The organism is Pontibacter ramchanderi, assembly GCF_002846395.1.
Classification (GTDB): Bacteria; Bacteroidota; Bacteroidia; order Cytophagales; family Hymenobacteraceae; genus Pontibacter; species Pontibacter ramchanderi.
Genome location: NZ_PJMU01000003.1, coordinates 385711 through 410298, shown reverse-complemented (window position 1 = coordinate 410298; position 24588 = coordinate 385711). Strand labels below are relative to the sequence as shown.

Sequence of the window (24588 nt, the reverse complement as noted above, 5' to 3'; positions counted from 1 at the left end):
ATGTTTTGCATGGAAAATTAAAGTGAAGATGGCTATATTGTGTTCTAAACCTTAACTAACCTCTTCATCACCTTCACTGAACAATGAGAAAAATCTTAACCATTGCAGCCTGTCTCGCTTTGGGAGCAGCGGGCAGTGCGATGGCGCAGGAGACCTTTCCGCGCAATGGCGTGTACGATGAGCGCACCGGACTGGTGGCCCTCACCAACGCCACCATCCACACCGATTACAAAACTAAAATCGAAAACGCGACCCTCCTGATCCGAAATGGGAAGGTAGAGGCCGTGGGCACCAAAGTGCAGGTGCCTGCCGGCGCCGTGGTTGTCGATGCCAAAGGCAAGCACATTTACCCGGGCCTGGTGGACATGTATACCAGCTATGGTCTGCCGGAGGTAAAGGTAGACCGTCGTAACTGGATGTCGCCGCCGCAGGAGGAGTCGACCAAGCAGGGAGCCTATAACTGGAACCAGGCCATTCGCCCGGAAACCAATGCCGTGGAGCTTTTCAAAGTGGATAAGAAACAGGCAGAAGAAATGCGCAAGCTGGGTTTTGGTACGGTGCTGTCGGTGCACCGCGACGGGATTGCCCGCGGCACGGCCACGTTGGTAACACTGGCTGACAAGCGCGAAAACGAAGTGATCCTACTGGACAAGGCGGCCGCTGCGCTATCCTTCGAGAAAGGTTCTTCGCCGCAGGATTATCCGAACTCGCTAATGGGCTCCATCGCCCTGCTACGCCAGACTTACCTCGATGCGCAGTGGAACAACATGAACCCGGGCCGTGAGCAGAATATCTCGTTGGCGGCCTTTACCGGCGCCAACAACTACCCGCAGATATTCGAAGCGAATAACAAACTGAACGTGCTGCGCGCTGACAAAGTGGGTGACGAGTTCAGAAAACAGTATATCATCAAAGGGGGTGGCGACGAGTACCAGATGATCAAAGAGATCAAGGCAACTAATGCTCCGATCATCGTGCCGTTGAACTTCCCGGAGGCTTATAACGTGGAGGACACCTACGACGCCCGCCGTGTGCCGCTTGACGCCATGAAGCACTGGGAAATGGCCCCGGCCAACCCGGCCGCGCTGCAGAAGGCAGGTATACCCTTCGTTTTCACCACAGCCGACCTGAAAGACAAAAAAGACTTCCTGCCTAATCTGCGCAAAGCCATTGAGTACGGCCTGTCAGAAGAGGAGGCCCTGAAAGCCTTAACCGCCACCCCGGCCCAGCTCCTGAAAGCTGACAAGCACGTAGGCAGTCTCGACAAAGGCAAACTGGCCAACTTCATCATCACCAGCGGCAACCTGTTCGCTGAAGACAATGTAATCCTGGAGAACTGGGTACAGGGCAACCAATACAAAATCACCGAAGTGCCATCCGATTACCGCGGCGTGTATACCCTGAAGATCGGGCAGCAGCCGGAACGCAAGTTACAGATCACTGGTACGCCGGAGAAGCCGGAACTGAAAGTGATCGGTCAGGACACGGTGACGGGTAAGATCACCTTCAACGGCAACTTGGTAACCCTGTCGTTCAATAAAGACAAGAAAAGCAAAGAAGCCATCCGTTTGAGCGGCTGGTACGCTGACAAAAACCTACAGGGCGAAGGCCAGTTGCCGGATGCAACACCGGTGAAATGGTCTGCGAAATTCTCCGAAGCCATGACGCAGCAGGCAAAGAAAGATGCTGCCAAGGAGAAGCAAACCATCGAATTGGGTAACATGATCTATCCGTTCCAGGCTTTCGGTCAGGTAGAGTTGCCAAAGCAGGAGACTGTACTGATCAAGAATGCCACTGTTTGGACAAACGAAAAAGAAGGCATCCTGCAGAACACCGACGTCGTGCTGAAAAACGGCAAGATCGCTAAAATCGGTAAGAACCTGAGCGAGTCAGGCGCCCGTGTGATTGACGGCACTGGCAAACACCTGACAGCCGGCATCATTGACGAACACTCGCACATTGCCTTGCAAGGTGTGAACGAAGGTACGCAGGCCGTAACCGCTGAGGTGCGCATGAAGGATGTGGTAAACCACGAAGATCCGAACATCTACCGTCAGCTGGCTGGTGGCGTGACCACTTCGCAATTACTGCACGGCTCGGCTAACCCAATCGGTGGTCAGTCGGCCATCATTAAGCTGCGTTGGGGTAAGAGCCCGGAGGAACTGTTTGTTGAGAACGCTGACGGCTTTATCAAATTCGCCCTGGGTGAGAACGTGAAGCACTCCAACCGTGCCCCTTCGCACAACGTGCGTTTCCCGCAGACCCGTATGGGTGTGGAGCAGGTATACGTGGATGCCTTCCAGCGTGCAAAAGAGTATAAGCAGGCCTGGGCCGACTACAATAAACTATCCAAGAAGCAGAAAGCTGCCGTTGGCGAACCGCGCCGTGACATCGAGCTGGAGACACTGGTAGAAATTCTGGATGGCAAGCGCCATATTACCTGCCACTCTTATGTGCAGTCCGAGATCAACATGATGATGAAAGTGGCCGATCAGATGGGTTTTAAGGTGAATACCTTCACCCACATTCTGGAAGGCTATAAAGTGGCCGACAAGATGCGCGACCACGGAGCCGGTGGCTCTACCTTTGCTGACTGGTGGGCTTACAAAATGGAAGTGAAAGACGCCATCCCGCAGAATGCCGGTATCATGCACAAACTGGGCGTAACCACGGCTATCAACTCCGACGACGCTGAGATGGCCCGCCGTTTGAACCAGGAAGCAGCCAAGAGTGTGAAATACGCCGGTGTGAGCGAAGAGGAAGCCCTGAAAATGGTAACCCTGAACCCGGCCAAACTCCTGCACCTCGACAACCGCATGGGTAGCATTAAAGTGGGCAAAGACGCCGATGTGGTGCTGTGGAACAACCATCCGCTGTCGATCTATGCCCGTCCTGAGAAAACCTTCGTGGATGGCATCGCCTACTACGACCTGCAGCGCGACGAGCAGTTGCGTCAGGATCTGGAGAAAGAGCGTATGCGCCTCGTGCAGAAGATGCTGCAGGCCAAGACTTCCGGTGCCAGAACACAGGCCCCCCCAAGAACCAGAGCTGCTGTACTGCACTGCGAAGACGTGGAGCACCACGAGGAAGAGGAGTATCTGGCTTACTAGAAAAAATAGTTAATTGATTATTGTTAATTGTTGATCTACTAAAGAATAAAACAATCAGCAATAAGCAATCAACAATCAAATCATTCAACAATGTAAAAGATGAAAATTCACAAGAGATATATTTCAGCTTTCGCTGCGCTGCTGCTGAGCGTGCCTGCCTTCGCGCAGGTGCCCGTGCCGGCTCCAAAGCAAAGCAAGCCTGTGTTGCTGACAGGCGCCACCCTGCACGTAGGGAATGGCAAAGTGGTAGAAAATGCCGCCGTTGGGTTCGATAATGGCAAGATCACGTATGCGGGTCCGGTGAACGGTGCCAACCGCAACGGGCACGAGGTGATCGACGTGACCGGCCAGCACATTTACCCGGGCCTCATACAGCCGAACTCTCAGTTGGGTCTGAACGAGATTGAAAGTGTACGCGCCACCCTGGATATGCGTGAAGTGGGGCAGTTCAACCCGAACGTGCGTGCCGTAGTAGCCTATAACACCGACTCTGATATTGCGCCGACCATACGTGCCAATGGCGTTTTGATGACGCAGGTCACACCAGTGGGCGGTACCATTTCCGGCTCGTCGTCGGTGGTGCAGCTGGATGCCTGGAACTGGGAAGACGCCATCGTGAAGGCCGACGTGGGGATTCACCTGAGCTGGCCGAACATGATCATTAACACCGGTATGGCAGCTAATCCGCGCATGGCCAGCATGGGGCAGGATCGTGAGCAGGCCATCACAGAGCTTGGTCAGTTGCTGCGCGACGCTGCAGTGTACAAGCAGGCCAAGAACGAGAAAGAGAACCTGAAACTGACTTCACTAACCGGTCTGTTCGACGGATCCAAAAAGCTATACCTGCACGCTAACTATGGGAAGGAGATCATTGAAGGAGTGAACTTCGTGAAGCAGCATGGCGTGAAGGACATCGTGGTGGTGGGCGCCCGCGACGCGGTAGCCGTAGCCGATTTCCTGAAAGCGAACAACATTGCCGTGATCTACTCTGGTGTGCACGCATTGCCGTCTCGTTCCGACGAAGATGTGGACATGCCTTACAAAACGCCTTACCTGTTGCAGCAGGCCGGCATTCCTTTCGCGCTGGACTACGACCTGAGCACGCACGGTATCCGTAACCTGCCGTTTATTGCCGGCACAGCCGTAGCCCACGGTCTGGACAAGGAGCAGGCGCTGGCGGCCATCACGCTCAACACGGCCAAGATCCTGGGTGTAGACAAAGAGGTTGGTTCGGTTGAGGTAGGCAAGGACGCCACCATCGTGGTATCCGCCGGCGACATCCTGGACATGCGCACCAACAACGTTACCCATGCTTTCATCCAGGGCCGCCAGATCGATTTGAACGACAAGCAGAAGTACCTCTACGAGAAGTTCAACGGCAAGTACCAGGCTGAGCAGCCGAAGCAGGCCGAAGGGCCTAAAGCACAGAATTAGAATACTACATACTCACCTTAAACGAAAGAACGCTGCCCGCTTGAGGCGGCGTTTTTTGTTTTCATGGCGCGGGCGTATTCGCTCGTGTCTCGTAGAGTGAGGGCTTCTGACCCAGGTATAGCTACAGCTTTTGCTGTTTGCAACCTGACTTATTCTATAGCTTCGCCTGTGCGGCGGGCACTCACTTTTTTCCTTGACACAAATCGAGGGCCCCTACCCCCACTCGCTGAACGCTCTTGACAGGGGGGCTTCACCCCCAATAGTGGAGCGCCGAAAAGTACACCTGGCTGAGGTGATCTGTTTCATTGCCAGCGGGGCAAGTTACCTTGCTATACCTGCCAGTGAACTGTAGCAGATTCTACAATGCATATACTTGCCAGTGGTGCGTGCCACAATGCTTATACATTTCGAATAGTAGGAATAGAAGTCCCCCTTTGAAGGGGGCAGGGGGATGTCAATTGTGCAAAGGTATACAGTACTATATAGCCAATACCTGAAATATGGCAGCAGCAGAGATTCCCCTCTCGGGAGGGGCAGGTTAATCATGCACGAGATTAACCCACGCAGTTATACCTTAGGATAGGTAGATGCCAAAGTTTCCCTGGGGTAAAGGCACGAAAAGGAAGGAGACAGTAGGATGTCAATTGTTTCCCAACTTGCTTCTTGGTGAGAGTCAAGGATATCAGCTGAGCACAGACATGAGCAGGCAATGTGTACAAACTTTAGCTAAGCGCTACAATTCCACCACCAACGCCCCTTGCTCGGTTATATCATAATAGCCTATACCTGCCTCTGCTAGTTGTGGCTTCAACCGCTGCAGGTACCAGGGTGCATTGGATGCATCAAGCACCAAATGCTTAAACCAGAAAGGCTGAAGCTCCGCGGGCTTTATGCGCACATTCTGGGTGAGCAGCAGGTAATCCACTTCAAAATCTGGCATCGGCTGTATCTTAATAGGTTTAGAGACTACCAGCATGCGCTTGCCTTGCCAAACATACAAGCTGTTACTATCGGGCAACAGGGCGTGGCTGATACCTGATGGCGGGGTATCGACCAGGGTATAGACACTGGCTTGCGGTACGCCTTTGTGCCACAGATAGGGCTGTATGTTGAAGGTGTAATTTTGTAGCGCCAGGGCCTGGTTGCTCACAACAGTGGCCTGGCGACCCTGCAGAAAACTGAAAGCAGTGGCGTTGCGGAGGTTGTAAACGACCAGGCTGCGTTGGACGCGCTGCTCGGACATCTCCCTGATCTCCTGTACCGCCAGCACGGCTACAACAGCTGTGGCCGCGGCGAAATAGCGCAGCTCTTTGTAGGCGAAGAACAGGATGAACAGTAGCAGCAAGGTATAGAGCAACCAGGTTTGGGAAACGCTGATATCAATGCCGTTAATCACAGCCTGGGGCAGTTGGTTTACCAGCAGGTTGAATTCGTTCATGCACCAGGTAATAGCAAAATGAATTTTAAACAGCACGGTGTTGAGCAACGGTACCCAGGAGAAAAACAAGGCGGCCACACCCGAATAGAGCACAAACGTAGCCGCAGGCACCACGAGCAAGTTGGCCAGCCAAAAGTAGACCGGGAATTGGTGGAAATAATACAGACCCAGCGGGAAAGTAGCCAGTTGCGCTGCCAGAGAAGCGGTGAAAAGTGCCCAGCCTTTGTCGAGCAGTCTGTTGTCGAATGTGAGGAGGCGGTAGAAGCGGGGCTGCAGGTATACGATGCCGAGCAGCGCCAGGAAAGAAAGCTGAAAACTGACCTCTAGCAGGAAGTAAGGATTATACCACAGCAATGCGAAGGCAGCGATGGAAAGGGTATTGTAAATGTTGTGCTGCCGCCTGGAAACTACCGCCACCGTGATCAGGCTGAACATAAAGGCGGCCCGAAGCACGGATGGCGAAAGACCCGTGATAAAGGCATAAAGCCAGAGTACGCCCAGTATAACGGTGGCATACACTGTACGCTGTCTGGCAGTTTTCTTGAAGCTGGCCAGGAGCAAGGCCAGTATGCCGTAGATCAACCCGACATGCAGACCCGACACGGCGAGCACGTGCATGGTGCCGGTCTGGGCATAAGCATCGCGGATGGAGTTGTCGAGTTCGTCTTTCACACCCAGTATCAAAGCTGAAGAGATGCCGTATTCCCGTCGTTCGTCGACAGAAGCCTTCAGTAAAGCATCGAGCTGACGGCGCAGGTAAATGCTGAAGTACAGCACCGGATTAGACGGGTCAGTGTCCAATTTTTGGTACTGGTGCGCCTGCAGGAAATGGCGGTGGTGGATCTGCTTGTTCTCCAGAAAAGCCCTGTAGTCGAACTGGTTTGGGTTGGAGGGAGGCGCAACGGGCAGAGGTGCACCTTTCACCAGCAACCTGTCACCATAGCCTAGTTCGTATTCGCGGTTCGAGTCGTGGGGGACGGAGAGCTGCACCTTTCCCGTCGCTGATTGCCACTGCCCATTTACCTGTACCTGCTCTACCTGCAGCACCGTGCTCTGGTAGCCGGGTTTCTGCACCACGTAGTCGTTTACAGTACCCATGTAATAAGCAGGAGAGGAAGGAAGCCGACCGAGGTGATTGGCCTGGTGCGATTCGGTATGCTGATGCGTTACCCACATGCCGCCAGCCGCAAAACACAAAAGCCCGGCTATACCTGCCAGGGTGTTGGCCTCTACAGACTTCATGCGGCGCGAAACAAGGTATAGCACCAGGTACAAGGCAACAAAAAAGGCAAAGAGCTCTGGGCTATACCTGAACTCTTTGCCTGTATACAGGTACACGGCTATACCTGCTATAAAGCTTAGGACAATACGGACAAACGGGTAGGGTGCCCACCGTTTCATCAGCCCTTATACACCATTTTGTAGTGCTGTATGTCGCACTCGGTGAACATGTCGCCTTCGGCCACGAAGCCATGGCGCTTGTAGAAGTTAACAGCCGGTAACTGCGCATTCAGGTATACCTTGCTGCTGGCATGGTTGGCCTGCACGTCCTGCAGAACAGCCTGTAACAGCGCGGCACCTACCTGGCGGTTGCGGTAGTCGGCCAATACGGCAAAGCGCTCCAGCTTTATACCTTGTTCGGTCTGGCGCCAGCGGGCGGCGCCACAAGGGACACCGTCGCAAGTAGCCAGGTAGTGGCGGGCCGTCAATTCAAACTCGTCACGCTCGGCCTCGCGGGGTACCTGCTGCTCCTCTACAAAAACCTGCTCACGTATGCTGAACGCGGCAGATCGATCCTGCTCGCGCTCAACACGTATTACGTCAATCATCTTCTGTTATCCGATCAGCTGCTATACCTTCTTTTTGCGACCGTTTACCGCTACAGGCTTGCCTTCTTCGGCGGCTTCAGCTTCCAGTCGGGCAGCCAGGCGCTCGTCGTCGGCTTTGGAATAAGCGTCAACGATGTCGCGCACCAAACGGTGGCGCATCACGTCCTCAGGCTGCATCTCTATAAAACCAATGCCTTTCACGTCGCGCAAGGTATGGAGGGCGTCCATGAGGCCAGAGCGCTGGTGACGCGGCAGGTCAATCTGCGAGCGGTCACCGTTGATCATCACCTTGGAAGTAGGGCCCATACGGGTCAAAAACATCTTGATCTGCGCCGGCGTGGTGTTCTGCGCTTCGTCCAGCAACACAAAGGCGTTGCTCAGGGTACGGCCACGCATATAGGCCAGCGGAGCGATCTCGATGATCTTGTTTTCCTGATAGTACTTCAGCTTTTCCATCGGGATCATGTCCTCCAGGGCGTCGTAGATCGGGCGCAGATACGGGTCCACCTTCTCCTTCATGTCGCCCGGCAAAAAGCCCAGGTTCTCACCGGCTTCCACCACAGGGCGGGAAATGATGATCTTGCGGACCTCCTTGTTTTTGAGCGCGCGCACCGCCATGGCCACCGAAATATAGGTCTTACCGGTACCAGCAGGACCCAGCGCAAACACCAGGTCATGGTTCTCCACCAGGTCCACCAGTTTTTTCTGGTTCGGCGTCTTGGCTTTGATGATGCCGCCCTTGCTACCATACACGATCACGTCCGGCGATGTCACGATCACATCCTCCTCCGTAAAAGGATCAGGAGAAAGGTATCTATTTACGCTGTTATGCGTAATCTTTCCGAACTTATGATAGTGGTCGATCAGCGAAGAAAGGATCTCGTGTATTTTGGTTATCTCAGGCGTCTGCCCCTGAATTTTGATTTCGTTACCTCTGGATATGATCTTGCTGCTCGGAAATGCGGCGGCAAGCTGCTTGATATTCTGATTCTCTGTCCCCAGAAAATCGATAAGAGAGATGTTCTCTAATGTTATTGTTTTCTCTACCAAATGTTTATGCTTATATAGTACGTTGGTAATATATTCTGTAAATTAGCTAAAATTGTTACACAATGATGACAAATCTACACAAATTATAGTTCGCTCTATGGCTGTAATTACATTCACCTCCGACTTTGGTTACACCGACCATTATGTGGCTGCCGTTAAGGCCGCTATGCTGTCGCTGCAGCCTCAGGCCCAGATTGTGGACATTTCGCATGGCATCGAGCCGTTCAACATTCCGCAGGCCGAGTACGTCATCGGTTCGGTGTTCCGGGAATTTCCGGAGGGCACCGTGCACCTGATCGCCGTAGATACGCACGGCTGTAAACAGGGCAAATATCATGCTGCAAAATACAAAGGGCACTACTTTCTGCTCGCCGACAACGGTTTGCTTTCGCTCATAACCGAGGGGCAGGCCGAGATTGTGGTGGAGCTGCAGACCGACGAAACAGTGCTGCCTTTCCCGGCCAAAGAACTGTTGGCGCCTGCCGCGCTCTTCCTGGCAAAAGGTGGCGACATTGATGTGCTGGGCGAGCGAACCACCTCGTACAAGCAGCTGCTCAATCGCCAGTTGCGCCTCAACGACCACTCCATAACAGGGCACGTGATCCATGTGGACCGCTATGGCAACCTGATCACCAACATCACCAAAGACAGTGTGGAGACCATTGCCCACGGCCGCACCTATACCGTGCACTTCGGCCGCGAAACGGTGGGCCGCATTCACCAGAATTATACCCAGGTGGAGGACGGCGACTGCTGCTGCCTCTACAACCACCTCGGCCAGCTCTGCATCGGCATCAACAAAGGCAACGCCGCCGAACTGCTCGGCCTCGGCTTCGACTCGCAGGTAGACGTGCGGTTTTATCCGGGTGGATGAGTTGATTGAGTGATTTTTGATTGAGTGATTGAATGGTTGAGTGAATGAGTGATTTCTAATTGAGTAATTTTTTGATTTGATAGCTGATTAATGGGGGAATTGCGGGTGCACTCCACCACTTCTGCATAGAATTGGGTCTGGACTTTATCTCGTAAGCCATACCTTTGTGTTCATATTTGAAATGAATAATTGAGAAAACAATGATTCACTCATTCACTCAACCACTCATTCAAAAATCAAAAAACTCACTCAATCACTAACTCACTCATTCACTCAATATGTTAATTCGCATCGTCCGCATGACCTTTCAGCCAGAGAAGACCGCCGATTTTCTGGAGATTTTCCGCAATTCCAAAGACAAGATCAGGGCCTTTGAAGGCTGTAACCATGTGGAGTTGCTGCAGGACCTCAACCACCCCAACGTGTACAGCACCTACAGCCTCTGGGACTCCGAAGAGCACCTCAACAACTACCGCGACTCCGAACTGTTCGGGCAGGTATGGAAGGCCACCAAGGCGCTGTTTGCTGACAAGCCGCAGGCCTGGTCTAATGTGTCCGTAAACATTTAGACAGTTATCAATAAACAACTATCAGCAACCGATCAATAATTAACAATCAGCAATCAACAATTCCTGTACTTTTGCAACGTATACCTGATGGTGTTTACTGATAACTGTTAACTGATCACTGTATAAAATGAATTACTTCGAGTTTTACCATATACCTGAGAGTTTCCTGCCCGACGAGAAAGCGATAAAAGCCCGCTACTACGAGTTGAGCCGCGAGTACCACCCTGACTTTTATGCCAACGAGGATCTGGGCACGCAGCAGAAGATCCTGGAACTCTCCACGCTCAACACCAATGCCTACCGCACCCTGAGCGATGCCGACCTGCGCATGCAGTACATCCTGCAGCAGCATGGCCTGTTGGAAGAGGGCGGCAAAAACGAGATTCCGGGTGATTTCCTGATGGAGATGATGGAGATCAACGAGGAACTGATGGAGCTGGAGTTCGATTTTGACGCCGCCAAACTGCACGAGATAGGAGAGAAGAGCACCGGCACAATGGCTCAACTGGAAAATGATATCCTGCCGGTTTTGCAGCGATACCCTGAGCTTCATGGAGTTACCAGAGAAGAGGCCCTGCAGGAGGTAAAAACCTACTATTTGAAGAAAAAATATTTGTTGCGTATTCAGGAAACTTTATCTAAGTTTGCAACCCGTTCCTGATAGTAGATCAGGAATAAATGCCTTGGTGGCGGAAATGGTAGACGCGTTGGTCTCAAACACCAATGAGGTTACACTCGTGCCGGTTCGACTCCGGCCCAAGGTACAAATAGAAAGCCCTTGCAAGCCAAAACTTGCAAGGGCTTTTCTGCTTCTATCCACCTCCATCAGTATGAAATTTGCGTTACAAAATCCTTAAAGACCTTTTTATGTAACTCCATATCCATGTCTGGGGAGAGGGATACCCGGGCAATGTAATCTTTGTCGGCTTCTTTGGTCGTTCCTTGCGTGGAGGTGGCAGGTATGGTCCAGTAGCTTCCCTTTAACTGCCCGTAGCTCACACAGTATTTACTTTCATGCGGGATTTTCCCGATCATCATCGTGATCAGTTTATCATTCAGCGCCCGCTTGTAAGTTTCCCTTTCTTCCGCCGTATTCCCCTTGGTAGGAAGATCCAGTGAAAACACAGACGGCGTAAATCCTTGCTGTGCCAGTTCTTCTGACACAAAATTGATCTTCGCCTCCGGTAGCGTCTCCTTGATGAAGTTAACAAACTCACGCGTGTTTCGGTACGCATCAGCAATCCGCTGATTCATGGAAGGTAGCTGCTCTGCCAGTATTTCCAGTTGAAGCTCGGTTGCCTGGTTATCGCAGAGTCTTAAGTGCTTGTCTATTTTTTTCAGCAAGTCTTCGGCTTTTGTATTGGCTACACAGTAACCGGCAGTAGCTTTTCCGCCACTCGGGAATTTCGATCCGCTCACGTAGGAGATACTCCTGATCGTGGAGAGAATGCCGTCTTTACTTAAAAATTGATAGTTCGGGCAGAAGGTTTGATCCAGGATAAATACCGGGTCAACAGCGACTTCCCCGGTTGCCGTCTTACGTTCTTTGCTCAGAACCTCCTTCAGCTTATCCAGATCCGGAACTTCAACTCTTGGGTTAGTTGGGATTTCCGCGATGATGTAAGGCACAGCATCCTGGCTGGCAATCTGCTCTAGCACGGTGTCAATGCTCTGCACCATGTTGTTGTCCCTGTCAACGAGCAAATCCATTACCTCCACATTGTCCAGACAAGCAGCGATGCGCCTTGCCTGGTCGTTTGTGCCGCCATAGCAATTTGGAGGCACCACAAATCGGATGGCCTTTCCCGGATGTTTTTCCAGGGCATCATGCACGAGCCCCATCATGATCGCATACTGTATTGATAGCCCGGAAGAGCCAATCAGCGCGTCTGTATTTGTACCAGTGATCCCCTTGATCAACTCTACCACCTGTGCTTTGTTCGCCGTGGCATTGGTCTTCTCCTGATGAGAAGCGGGCTTCTTTATCAGCTGCTGTAGGGCAGTGAGGCAATCGGCCGGCGTCATGGCGATGCTCTCTCGTCTCCTCACATGCTGTATCTCGGAGATGTACCCGCTATTCTGCGCACCATTTACCAGGATGATACTGCCAAGCTGTGCGTGCACGCTTACATAGAAGTCAAAATTAGGGTTGAGGTTGGCATGGCCCACTTCATCTTCCTGTGAGTAGAAAACAGTGCTGCCGTCAAATGCTGTAATCTCTTCCAGCTTCTCAACCCGCTCCAGGTCGAAGGTATAGCCATATACCTGCTTCAATACCTCAGCATCAAAAAAAGCGGGTAGCTCGCCGGTATAAACAATGCGGGTGTGCTTATTGGTAAGTAAGTTCTTTCTCAGGACAGCCAGAACAGGCATTGTTCTGGAAGAAAAGCTGATCACATTTTCCGGTTTCAGATTGTGTAATCTGGCAATAGCCCATTCCAGCACTGTAGACAAGGGGTGACCTAATCTAATATAATCGAAAGCAGTGGGTAAGGCACTGAGAGCTGCGGTCTCAGCAGTACGGACCTCAAACAAGGCCTCAAACTTTTCCAGAAATTCGGTTTTGGCTAATTGTTCGTTGTAAATATCCAGTCGATGCGTGGTTAGTCTCAACCAGTCAGACGGCATGTTCTCTAATATAGCTTCAATATAATTCAGCACTGTTCTATCTTCCATAATATTTGTATCGTGATAAGTCCGTGAAATATCTGGCTCAAATTTACCTAAAAATTGCTGCACTGCCTTTGTTATCGTGTAGCACGTTGGCTGCTAGACCAAAACTTGTCGAATGGGAATGCCACTGATGGGGTTCCAGGAAGATGCGAGCAAAGCGGTGGTGCTGCGAGTAAAAGACAATGACTTGGGCATGAGCAAAACACAGTTGCGCAAGTTGTTTATCATGTTTCAGCGTTTTCATAACTATATAGACGGGACAGGTATAGGTCTCTTCATGGTGAAGCGCATCATAGACAATGCCTGAGGCAGCATTAAGGTGCGGAGCGAGGAGGGTGTAGGGTCCGAGTTCGAGGTATACTTTGCGGCTTAACTTTAATTACTCCCCGCGGTCACCGGTTGAACCAATCCAGACCCAAAGAAGCGTCTTTCTGGTCAGGCCATTGTGGTACTACATGATAGCCAATAGGCTATGGTATGGGGTGATTTTTGTTTCTATATTTTTCGAAGAAGAAAAGCGAAGCGGTTGATTCTCAATTTTTAGGAGAATGGCAGGAGCGTACAAAGAGGCTGAAGGTGACGTTTTTGTGTTAAAACATCATTGTGGTATGTTTTTTAGTTTAAGAGGGTAATGTATAAGTATTAATACTTATGGATTAATGCTTTATGGTGGCGAAGAAGTGATGGATTTGTTATATTATAATTTTCTAATGTTCAGAAAATATAGATAACAAGCTATATATCAAGTTCATAAATTTGCTGGTATAACACAGGAATTTTATCCAAAAAGTTCTACCAACCCAGTTCATTTATGAAACCCACCACTGCTTTTTCCAGCTCGAAAAGGAGCGGGACAGGCTATGACGTTTTCAAATCTTATTTGAAAAGGCTGTCATGGCTTTTGTTCTTTTTAGGAGGGCTCTCTTTAGCACAAGTTGCTCATGCCCAAACCCAGTTCACACATGATTTTTTCACCGCTGCGGCCCTAAGTGGCCAAACGCCATCATGGCCCTGGAATACTACCGCCACGGTGAACATTGGAGGAGTGGAGTATGAGTTAACACAAACCGGTAACGGCAGTTGGGAAAACAGAGGCAATGGGGGCGCCAGTAACAGTGCGAGCCTTCACTACAGTACGGCGGCTGATAGCTATATAACAATTAAACGTAAAGACAGCCAGAAATTCAAGTTTTACGGGCTTTGGATGAGCTATGGCTGCTATAGCAGTCCACCTTACTATGTACCACCTCATCTAAAAGTGACCTATCATGAAAGCAACCTTCCGCAGGATGCTTTTAATGAGGCAAACCAAGCAGGTCTCGTACTTTCGAAGAATGTGGAGGTTAGATCGGTGACACTTAACTTTTCGGGGCTTCATACCTTATACCTTGACAACCTGGTAATAGGTCCTGTTGGAACAGCCTTATCCAGCAATGCCAATCTCTCCAACCTGACCCTTTCAGGCACTACGTTGTCACCGGTATTCAGCGCTAATACAGTCAACTACACAGCAAGTGTAGCCAATGCAGTAGCATCGGTTACGGTTACCCCCACCAAAGCAGATGCCAATGCGACTGTGAGTATCAACGGAACCGTGCTGGCCAGTGGCGTGACCTCCAGAGCAGTTAATCTGAATGTAGGGGCAAACACAATTACGACTGTTGTCACTGCTCAGAACGGGACCACCTCTAAAGCTTATACTGTAAACGTAACACGGGCTGCACCCATTGTGTCGCCTCCGCCTGTGGCTGGGTATGTGAATGCGCTTCAGTTCGACGGTGTAAATGATTATGTGGAGATTTCGTCCCAACCTTCCAACCAGTTCGATTCTGAAACAGAGTTTACTGTTTCGCTTTGGTTCAAGGCAAACAGTATGAGCAGAGCCGGTCTTTTCAGCAGACCTTCAGGTGGTGGCGATATGCAGTTCTGGCTGAGTGCAGAAAACGGTACATTTACCTACGGAATCGACAAGCATGGAACTGGCTGGACCTGGCTCAGTACCGGAACAGCTTATAAACTGGGAGAGTGGGTACAGGTAACCACTGTAAGGCGCAATGTTGGTGGCGAGCGCAGAATGGAAATCTATGCCAACGGCGTTTTAATTGGTTCAGATAGAGTAAACTACACATCTTCAGCATCCAATGCATCCATACGCATTGGTACTGTCATTAATGCAGATGAGAGCTTTGCCAACGGGCAGATAGACAACGTGTCGCTTTGGAAAAAGGCGCTGACTGCAGAAGAGATCAAAACACTTGGAGCCACTACCTTGAACGGCAACGAAGCGGGGCTAGCAGGTTACTGGCGCTTTGATGAGACATCGGGCACTACAGCGTATGATGCAACAGCAAACGCAAACCATGGCACACTCAGGAATATGGATCTGGCAACTGCCAGAGTCAGATCAACGGCAGGTGATATCATCACCAAAAAGAATGTAGCCTACGCTGGCAAACTGACTGGTAGCGACCCCGAGGGTAAGCCTTTGAGCTATAGCCTGGTTACCGGGCCATCCATAGGCACGCTCGTACTCAATGCCAACGGAACCTTCACGTATACACCAAATACAAATGCGGTTGGTGCTGATAATTTCTCTTACAGGGTCAGCAATGGAACAACCACCTCAAATACAGCTACTATCAATGTAACGATCGTTGAGCTGGCCGCCCCATCGGTGCCGGACCTGCTCAGCTCCAGCGATACTGGTATAAGCAACAGCGATAACATCACGAACGATAACACGCCAACTTTTTCCGGAACGGCGACGCCTGGTTATACCGTCACCCTGTATTCCGGTGGTAGTGCGGTTGGAATTGCTCGGGCTGATGACTCTGGTAAGTGGACAATAACAACCAGTAGCCTGGCAGATGGAGCCCACAGTATGACGGCAATAGCGGTGGATGGGACAGGAAGTCAAAGCCCTGCTTCAGCCGCCTTAACTGTAGTGATTGATACAACGGCTCCTAACACTACCATAACCGCTAGCCCTGCTGCTGCTACAAACGCCACTAGCGCTACCTTTACCTTCACAAGTAACGAAACTGTCAGTACCTTCCAGGCAAGCGTGGATGGCAGTCCGTTTACCATTGCTACTTCGCCGATTACGTTGACAGGCTTGAGCGGAGGCACGCACACCGTGCAGATTCGGGCCATGGATGCAGCCGGAAATCTGGATCCTACGCCGGCCTCCTATACCTGGACGGTAGACGCAACGGCTCCGGCCGTAACGGGCATCACCCGCCACAATCCAGCAACAGCAACCACCAACGTGACCTCGGTTACCTTTCTGGTTTCCTTCAGCGAGGGAGTTACAAGTGTTGATGCAGACGATTTCTCTTTGGCAACTACAGGGGGGGTAACAGGCACCGTTTCAGGCGTAAGTGGTGCGGGAACTAGATACGAGATAACAGTCTCTAACATCATTGGAAGCGGCACCCTGCGTCTGGATGTAATGGCAAGTGGAACCGGTATCACAGATGAAGTCGGGAATGGGCTCAGCGGAGGGTATACCGCTGGCCAGACATATACAATAGACACCACCAGACCGGTTATCACCTCCGTTTCTGTACCTGCAAACGGTGCTTACAGCGCAGGTCAGCAGTTGGATTTCACGGTTAACTTCAGTGAAGCCGTGACTGTAGCTACCGAAAACGGTACCCCAACGCTCGGCCTTACCATAGGCGCTGCTTCCCGGCAGGCAGTTTACGTGAGCGGCTCGGGCACATCAGCGCTGACCTTCCGCTATACCGTGCAGCCAGGCGAGATTGATACGGATGGTATTGCGCTGGCAGTTGGTATTACCCTGAATGGCGGAACAATAACCGACGCGATCGGCAATGCAGCTGTCTTGTCGCTGAACGGGGTGGCCTCAACAGCCGGTGTTCTGGTAGATGCTGTTGCGCCAACCTTGCAAACAGTCACTATCGCCTCGTCTAACAGCGACGCTACAAAAGCAAAAGTAGGAGATGTAGTCACGCTTCGCCTGGAGGCCTCCGAGCTAATCGCACAGCCAACAGTGGTCATCGCAGGAAAGACGGCACCAATAATGGCCGTTAGTGGCACCACTTACACCGCCACCTATACCCTGACTGCAGCTGATGCGGAGGGAATGGTTCCCTTCACCATCAACTTCAATGACCTGGCCGGCAACGTGGGCACCGCTGTCAGCGCTACCACCAACAGCAGCAGCGTTACCTTCGACAAAACAGCGCCGACCGGAACGCTCGCCATCAACGGCGGGGCTACCCACACGGCCGCTACGGAAGTTACGCTGAGTAATTCGGCAACCGACGCCCTGACCGGCGTGGCCGACATGCGCTTCTCCAACGACAACACCACCTGGAGCGCCTGGATGCCTTTCGCGGCAAGTCAAGCCTGGACACTACCTGCTGTAAACGGCAACCGCCAGGTATACACCCAACTGCGCGACGGTGCCGGCAACATCGGTACGGCGGAGGCGCAGATAATCCTGGACAATGTGCCGCTCACGCTCACACTCACCAGCGATGTGCAGGCTGCTACCAACAAGCCATTCGATGTAACCCTCACATTCAGCAAAGCCGCTACCGGTTTCACGATAGCAGACCTGACAGTGGTGAACGCCACGGCTTCCAACCTGGTGACCGCGGACAATAAGGTATACACGGCGACCATAACACCTACCTCTGAGGGAGAAATAAGAGTAAGCGTGGCAGCCGGTGTGGCAGTTGATGTAGCAGGCAACCTGAATGCCGCCTCCAATACCATCACGACGCTGTACGATACTACGCGACCTGCTGTGGTTGTCAGCACAAGCGCTTCCAGTCCTGTTAACAGTGCCTTCACTGTTACGCTGGAGTTCAGCGAAAACGTGTCAGGTCTTGCTGCAACAGGTATAGCGGTTAGCAACGGTACGCTTTCTCAGTTCAGCCAGGTGGACGGTCGTCGCTACAGTGCGCTGGTAACGCCTGCGGCAGCCGGTGAAGTGACAGTGCAGGTGCCTGCCAATGCAGCGGCTGATGCTGCTGCGAACGGTAACTTGCCTTCCAACACGCTCGCCGTGGTATACGACGCCGACCGTCCAACTGTGGTGTTGGCAAGCACTGCCCCGAACCCGATCAACAGGTCTTTCCAGGTAAGCGTTAGGTTCTCCGAGCCTGTAACAGGATTTACAGCGCAGGATATAACAGTGGTAAACGCTACGCTCTCCGGCCTGACCACAACGGATAACCAGCAGTACACCGTGGAGGTAAGCCCGCTGGCAGATGGACTGGTAACGGTTTCGGTGCCGGCTAATGTAGCCCAGGACGCGGCAGTCAATGGCAACACGGCTTCTGCAGTACTCTCCAGAACCTTCAATGCTACCAGACCTACACTTGCCCTCTCCACTATTGCAACCAACCCAACCAACGCTGCTTTTGAGGTGAACTTCACTTTCAGCAAAGAAGTGAGTGGCTTTGAAGTAGGAGACATTGCAGTGAGCAACGGTGCGGCGGCTGCCTTCATGCAGGTTTCTGCGCAGGTATACACTGCCCGCATCACACCAAGTGCGGAGGGCGAAGTGATGGTGCGTGTAGCAGAAAATATGGCCCAAGATGCGGCCGGCAACGGCAATACGGCAGCCACAGCCCTGAAACTGACCATTGACAAGACACAACCAACCGTCGAACTGGCCTCCGGTGCGCCTGAGAAGCTGAACGCTGCTTTCGAGGTAACCGTCACCTTCAGCGAAACGGTAACCGGATTCACTGCTGCTGATGTAACGGTTGTAAATGGTACGGTGACAGCCTTCGCGGCAAAAGGTGACAAGGAATATACCTTGCAGATCACGCCGCAAGCGAACGGGGAAGTGCGATTATCTATTGCTGCCGGCGTGGCGCAGGATGCAGCGGGTAACCTGAACCTGGCCTCCGAACAGCTTATCCGACTCTACGACACGACAAGGCCAGCAGTGGCAGTGGCAACAGCCATAACCAGTCCTGTCAATACCGCCTTTACCGCACGTTTTACTTTCTCGGAGTCTGTGGAAAGCTTTGATCTGAACAACATCACGGTAGCGAACGGAAGCGTTTCGAACCTGATCAAGGAAAGCGCTACGGTATACACAGCCCTGGTGACACCAAGTGCAAATGGTGTGGTGACAGTTTCCGTGGCTGAGAATGTGACGCGGGATGCGTTTGGTAACGGCAACCTGGCTTCTAACCAACTGCAGGTAAGCTACGATGTGACCCAGCCAGCGCTGGTGCTGTCGACTACTGCTGCGGATGTGGTGAATGGCCCATTCGAGGTAACCTTTACCTTCAGTAAAGCTGTGACAGGATTTGAGTTGCAGGATATCGCTGTGACAAATGGCGCTACTTCTGCCTTTACGCAGGTGTCAGCGCAGGTATACACTGCCCTGGTAACACCTTTGGCGGATGGCGAAGTAGGTATAGCGGTGGCGGCTGACGTAGCCCGCGATGCTGCCGGAAACGGTAACCTGAAGGCTGATGCTTTGACCAGAATGTACGATGCTACCAAGCCAACCCTGGTGCTGAGCACAGAGGCTATTAGCCCAATTAACGCTGCCTTCGAAGTCGAATTTACGTTTAGCGAGCAGGTTTCTGGTCTTGCCCTGGCTGACGTAGCAGTGACTGGAGGAACTGTATCTAACCTTGCACCTGCCGCAGGCGGCAAGGTATACACCGCTACCATCACGCCATCTGCTGAAGGAGAAGTATCCGTAAGTGTTGCTGCAGATGTGGCAGAAGACAGAGCCGGCAACGGTAACCTGGCCTCTAACACACTGCGCCTGCAGTATGACAAAACCCGTCCGGCAGTCACGCTGGCTACCACGGCTCCGGCCCTGACCAATGCTGCTATACCTGTCACGATTGCGTTCAGTGAAGCGGTAAGTGGCTTTGAGTTGGCTGATATCACCGTCACCAACGGTACAGCGGCTGACCTGACGAAGATAAGTGAAACAAGGTACAGCGCCCTGGTGACACCAGCTGCTGACGGAGAAGTAAGCATCGTCCTTGCCGAAAACAAAGTAGCGGACGCAGCCACGAACGGCAATACAGCCTCTAATAAACTGACCCTGACTTATGATGTCACGGCACCTGCCAGCTACGCCATCGCCTGGAGCGCTGACCGTGTGGATGTATCGAACCTGGAGGATATGGCGCTGCTGCTCACAGGTGCTGAACCGGGTACTACCTATACCTACCGCATCACCAGCGCCCAGGAAAACACAGAAGTTTCCGGTACGGGCGAGGTGACGGAAGAGAGCCTCCGCATCGGAAACCTCAACCTGGAGAAACTCCAGGATGGCACGTTGACCGTGCAGCTATACCTGACGGACAAGGCCGGAAACAAAGGAGCAGAAGTAACGGCGCAGGTGGTGAAGATCACCCGCAACATCGCTTCTGTGGCAACGCCAGCCATGATCCAGGTGCCGATCCGTACGAAGTTCGAGCAGGTTCCGCTGCCGGCTACTGTCGCGGTTACCTACTCTACCGACGAGACAGCGCAAGTGAAAGTACGCTGGGAAGCCGGTGCCTACGATGGCACCAAAGCCGGACCTTATGTGCTGACCGGCATACTGGAGCTGGCCGAGATGTCGACCAACCTGGATAACCTGACTGCCAAAGTAACCGTGGAAGTGCAGCCGAACAAAGTGCCAACCGCGCTTGCCTTCAGCGCCACCACCTTCAAACCAGATGCGACGGCAGCCGATGTGATCGGTACGCTGACTACCACTGACCCGGACGATACTGAGTTTGTCTATGCCCTGGTAAGCGGCGAGGGAGACACGCACAATGCGCTCTTCGAGATCCGTGGTGACCAGGTATACCTGAAGTCGAACAACGGCCTGTCAGGTATGACTTCCTTCACCATCCGCGTACGCAGCACCGACCCATACCTGAACACGATCGAGCGCACCTTCACGCTGACCAAGCAGGCCTATGACCGCACCGTGGACCAGCTCAAGATCGTCAACGCCTTCTCTCCGAACGGCGACGGCATCAACGACAACTGGACCATCCCGGAGCTGCGCTTCTACAACCAGGTCTACATCCAGGTGTTCGACCGCTCGGGTGTGCGTGTGTTCGAGACGTCTGATCCGGAGAAAGGCTGGGACGGCCGCGGCCCGAACGGACAGATCCTGAAAGGTGCCTTCCTCTTCACGGTGGAGGTGAAGGACATCAACTGGGTGAAAAGAGGTGTGGTGACAATCCTTAGCAAGTAATCAAATGAAAAAGTTAATCTTATCCATACTATTAGTTGCTTCTGTTCTGGGTGCGAATGCCCAGAACAGAAAGCACATCGCCAACTTTCAGCTGTTTCAGCAATACTACAACCCCTCGCTGACGGGCTACGAGGGCTCCATGCTCAAGGGCTTCCACCGCAACCAGTGGACGGGCTTTGAGGGAGCACCGCGCACCTACTTCGCCTCCGCTGAGCTGGACCTGGCCGATGTGTCTGCCTGGAAGAAAAGCGATCTACTCCGCACCCGGCAGGATGATTACTACAGCCGACAGATGGGTGCCAAACACGCCTTTGGAGTAGCGGTATTGCAGGACGAGTTCGGGCCTTTTTCCGAAAGCCAGGTGCAGTTGAGTTATGCCTCGCGTGTGCGTCTCTCCGAGAAACTGAGCCTGCGCTGGGGTGGTGCCGCCGTGTACAACGCCCAGCGCCTCGATGGCAACAAACTCACAGTGGATAACGAGAGCGATCCGGAGTTTCAGGGGGTTCTGGGGCAGCGCCTGCGCCAGGGCAAGCTCGACCTGAACCTGGGCTGGACGCTCACCGCCGATAATTTCTACATCGGCTATGCCATGCAGGACGTGACCAAAGGCGGTATTGTGTCGGGTGGAGACGAGTTTTTGCAGGACCTCTATACCCGCAAGCACCTTGTGCAGGCGGGCTACCGCACGGCTCTTTCTGATCAGTTTGGCTTGGTGGCCAATGCCATGTTCCAGTATGACAACAAGCTGAAAGAGAGTACCGAGTTGCAGCTCAAGGCCATTTACCAGAACATGGTTTGGCTGGGAGGCAGCTACCGCCAGGACCTGGCCTGGAGCGCCACGGCCGGGTTGCGCTTGGACCAGTTCCGCATCGGCTATGCCTACGAGATTCCGATTCAGAACGCCCGCCACGTGAGCCGGAGCACGAACGAGATCTCCCTCACTTACAACCTGATCCCGGTGAAATATCCGAAGTACGGCAGACAAGTAACCATCTGGTAAAGCGAAGCGAACATGAAGAAGATTGTATACACCATCGGATTGATTTTAGGGACCCTGACCGCAGGGCAGGCCCAGACAAAACTGCAGGAAACGAACGCTGAAATGGCCGGCGTAGCGCTGGTAGGAGAGGACATGCTGCTCGTGACCAAAAAAGAGGACGGCGGGCAATACCTCTACACCGCCCGCCTCGGCGAGACGGAGACTAAGGAGCGGGCCATCGCCCTGAATGCCGGCCACATCAATGCTGTGGTTGGCGGCAACCTGGCGGCGGGCGAAGTGTTCGTCTACCATAAGTCGGGCAGGAGAGAGGAGCGAATCACAAAGTATAGCTGGACAAACGGCGAGTTCGTAAAAGGCGAGGAAATTCCTGTGCCACGTCTGCGCAACCACTCTTACAACCTGGGCCTATACCTGACCGAGGACCAGCGCCGGCTTTTCATCGCCGCCGAACTGGCAGGCTCACAGGGCTACGACGATCTATACCTGAGTGAGTGGAATGGCAAGTCGTGGTCACGTCCACGCAACCTCGGCAAACAGGTCAACTCCAATCAAGCAGAGTTCGCCCCATTCGTGCGCAACGACTCACTGTATTTCTCCCGCCAAGAGGGGGAAACAGCCTACATCTACGGAGCCGCTCTACACAACGGTAATCCAGGTGAGGCAGTGCGCTTGACTGGTATGGTGAACGAAAAGGAAAGCTACAATGCCTACTTCAGGAAAAGCGCTGACCATACCTTATGGGTGACCGGCACTGCCAAGGAGCAGCCGCGCTATGTTGCTTACCTGTTGGGAGACCTGCCTGCTGCTGCAGTCGCAGCGCCTGTTGAGGAGCTTGTTTCTGAACCACAGGTAGAAGTGGTGCCACAGCAGATCGCACTGGAGGAGGTTGCTCCGGCTGAGTCAGAAGTTGTTGCTGAAGAGTCGGTGAAAGCTAAGCCTATGCGGGCGGCGACCCCATCGCTGGTACTCTATAACGAGTTTAACCGCGTGCACCTGAGCCTAAGCGAACTTGCCGGCTTATCGCGCTTCCTGCGCCTGCAGCCAGACGGTACAGGCTTTGTCATCAAAGGCTATTCGGACGGATACGGGGAGCCTGCGGCAAAGCAGCGGGTGAGCGAGCAGCGTGCCCAGAGTGTGAAGGAGTACATCCAGCGCTACTTTGGAGCCAAGGATTTCCAGGTAGAAATAGAGGGAGAAGTACTCCCGGGCAAGGGCAAAGCGCATCGCAAAACGGAGCTATACCTGGTGCCTTAACGCCGGATAATCACAGAGCAAAACAAGAAAGCAGGAGGCCCACATGTCAACGAGCGGTCTCCTGCTTTTTTATCACTTGCCAAATCCACTCCATCACAATCCCGTTTCTTTCGCTTAAATTACGACCTTGTATCAGCCAGCTTCGCAATTTCATCCGTACAAAGCAGGCAATGCCAATTAAACTCACTTTATAATAAAACTAGAACATGGCGACAGGACTTCTTGCGCTTTTAGACGATGTGGCGGCACTGGTTAAGGTAAGTGCGGCAACTTTGGATGACGTGCCCACCCAGGTAGCGAAAACCACGGGCAAGGTATCGGGTATCGTGATCGACGACACGGCTGTAACGCCCAAGTATGTGGTGGGCCTCGACCCGAAACGCGAGCTCTCCATCATTTACCAGATCGCCAAGCGGTCGCTCATCAACAAAGCTATCTTTCTGGGGCCGGCCGCCTTGGTGCTGGGTTACTTTGCGCCAGCGGTTATACCTTACCTGCTCATGCTGGGCGGCGCTTTCCTGTGTTTCGAAGGTTATGAAAAGGTGCACTCCATGTTCAGCAAAACACACGAGCCAACCGATGAGCTCACCGAAGAGATGGAGGTGATCACCCCGGCAGAACTGGAAAAACAAAGAGTGAGCGGCGCGATCCGCACAGACTTCATCCTTTCGGCCGAGATCATGGCCATTGCCTATGCTACTGTAGCCGACAGCCCGCTGATGAACCAGATCGTGGTGCTGTTCGCGGTGGCAATTTTTATTACTGTTGCCGTGTACGGCTTTGTGGCCCTGATCGTGAAAGCAGACGATATTGGTGTGCACATGGCCCAGGACAAATTCCACCCGACCACCCAAAAGATCGGCCGTGGCATCGTGAAATCCATGCCAGCCTTCCTGAAAATACTGGGCTATGTGGGCACTGCCGCCATGCTGTGGGTAGGAGCTGAGATCATCGCGCACGGTCTGCCGTTTATGCACCACCCCATGGAAACACTCGATCACCTGTTCCCCGACATTCCGGCGCTCGGGTGGCTCGTAAAGGTGCTGGTGTTGGCGTTGGGAGGTCTGCTCCTAGGGGCTGTCATTGCACAGGTGGTCACGCTTGGGAAAAAATTGTTCAAGCGTCCGGCTGAGAAGGTTGCGCACTAA

General features: G+C 52.8%; 14 protein-coding genes and 1 tRNA gene. 11 read left to right on the top strand and 4 right to left on the bottom strand.

The window, feature by feature from the left end; translation table 11 throughout:
• The first annotated feature begins 83 nt into the window (after nt 1-83).
• The gene (locus tag BD749_RS14380) at nt 84-3110 is read left to right on the top strand and encodes an amidohydrolase family protein (protein ID WP_101445542.1); all 3027 of its coding nucleotides are present in this window, start codon (nt 84-86) and stop codon (nt 3108-3110) included.
• Between the two features lie 99 nt (nt 3111-3209).
• Nucleotides 3210-4544, top strand: coding sequence for an amidohydrolase family protein (locus BD749_RS14375; protein WP_101445539.1), 1335 nt, complete (start codon nt 3210-3212; stop codon nt 4542-4544).
• Nucleotides 4545-5277: 733 nt separating this feature from the next.
• On the opposite strand, the gene BD749_RS14370 is transcribed toward BD749_RS14375, so the two are convergent.
• The 3 genes from BD749_RS14370 to BD749_RS14360 are packed head-to-tail and all read right to left on the bottom strand — an operon-like array spanning nt 5278 to nt 8861.
• Entirely contained in the window at nt 5278-7383 is a 2106-nt protein-coding gene (locus BD749_RS14370) for a ComEC/Rec2 family competence protein (RefSeq protein WP_180336415.1), read from the bottom strand.
• Nucleotides 7383-7811 (bottom strand): GNAT family N-acetyltransferase, encoded by a 429-nt coding sequence (locus tag BD749_RS14365; protein WP_101445533.1) that lies wholly within the window; start codon nt 7809-7811, stop codon nt 7383-7385. Before BD749_RS14365 ends, BD749_RS14370 begins: the two co-directional genes overlap by 1 nt.
• 21 nt (nt 7812-7832) lie before the next feature.
• Nucleotides 7833-8861 (bottom strand): PhoH family protein, encoded by a 1029-nt coding sequence (locus tag BD749_RS14360; RefSeq protein ID WP_101445531.1) that lies wholly within the window; start codon nt 8859-8861, stop codon nt 7833-7835.
• A 97-nt stretch (nt 8862-8958) separates the two neighbouring features.
• On the opposite strand from BD749_RS14360, the gene BD749_RS14355 reads away from it, so the two are divergent.
• The 4 genes from BD749_RS14355 (at nt 8959) to BD749_RS14340 (ending at nt 11068) form a co-directional block, all read left to right on the top strand.
• Nucleotides 8959-9735 (top strand): SAM hydrolase/SAM-dependent halogenase family protein, encoded by a 777-nt coding sequence (locus BD749_RS14355; protein ID WP_101445528.1) that lies wholly within the window; start codon nt 8959-8961, stop codon nt 9733-9735.
• Between the two features lie 278 nt (nt 9736-10013).
• Nucleotides 10014-10304 (top strand): putative quinol monooxygenase, encoded by a 291-nt coding sequence (locus BD749_RS14350; protein WP_101445526.1) that lies wholly within the window; start codon nt 10014-10016, stop codon nt 10302-10304.
• Nucleotides 10305-10431: 127 nt separating this feature from the next.
• A complete protein-coding gene (gene hscB / locus BD749_RS14345; protein ID WP_101445524.1) occupies nt 10432-10965 on the top strand; it encodes a Fe-S protein assembly co-chaperone HscB in 534 nt (177 codons plus the stop codon).
• A gap of 19 nt (nt 10966-10984) precedes the next feature.
• Nucleotides 10985-11068, top strand: a tRNA-Leu gene (locus BD749_RS14340).
• 61 nt (nt 11069-11129) lie between these two features.
• Here BD749_RS14340 and BD749_RS14335 read toward each other — a convergent pair.
• Nucleotides 11130-12980, bottom strand: coding sequence for a PLP-dependent aminotransferase family protein (locus tag BD749_RS14335; protein WP_101445521.1), 1851 nt, complete (start codon nt 12978-12980; stop codon nt 11130-11132).
• Nucleotides 12981-13092: 112 nt separating this feature from the next.
• On the opposite strand from BD749_RS14335, the gene BD749_RS14330 reads away from it, so the two are divergent.
• The 5 genes from BD749_RS14330 to BD749_RS14310 all read left to right on the top strand — a co-directional run bounded on the left by BD749_RS14330 (nt 13093) and on the right by BD749_RS14310 (nt 24588).
• Nucleotides 13093-13284 carry an ATP-binding protein gene (locus tag BD749_RS14330; RefSeq protein ID WP_101445518.1) on the top strand — a complete coding sequence of 64 codons (192 nt, stop codon included), beginning with the start codon at nt 13093-13095 and terminating at the stop codon, nt 13282-13284.
• 723 nt (nt 13285-14007) lie between these two features.
• Entirely contained in the window at nt 14008-21186 is a 7179-nt protein-coding gene (locus BD749_RS14325) for an Ig-like domain-containing protein (protein WP_180336414.1), read from the top strand.
• A 4-nt stretch (nt 21187-21190) separates the two neighbouring features.
• The gene (locus BD749_RS14320) at nt 21191-22186 is read left to right on the top strand and encodes a PorP/SprF family type IX secretion system membrane protein (RefSeq protein ID WP_101445512.1); all 996 of its coding nucleotides are present in this window, start codon (nt 21191-21193) and stop codon (nt 22184-22186) included.
• A 12-nt stretch (nt 22187-22198) separates the two neighbouring features.
• A complete protein-coding gene (locus BD749_RS14315; RefSeq protein WP_101445509.1) occupies nt 22199-23440 on the top strand; it encodes an OmpA family protein in 1242 nt (413 codons plus the stop codon).
• A gap of 206 nt (nt 23441-23646) precedes the next feature.
• Nucleotides 23647-24588 carry a DUF808 domain-containing protein gene (locus BD749_RS14310; protein WP_101445506.1) on the top strand — a complete coding sequence of 314 codons (942 nt, stop codon included), beginning with the start codon at nt 23647-23649 and terminating at the stop codon, nt 24586-24588.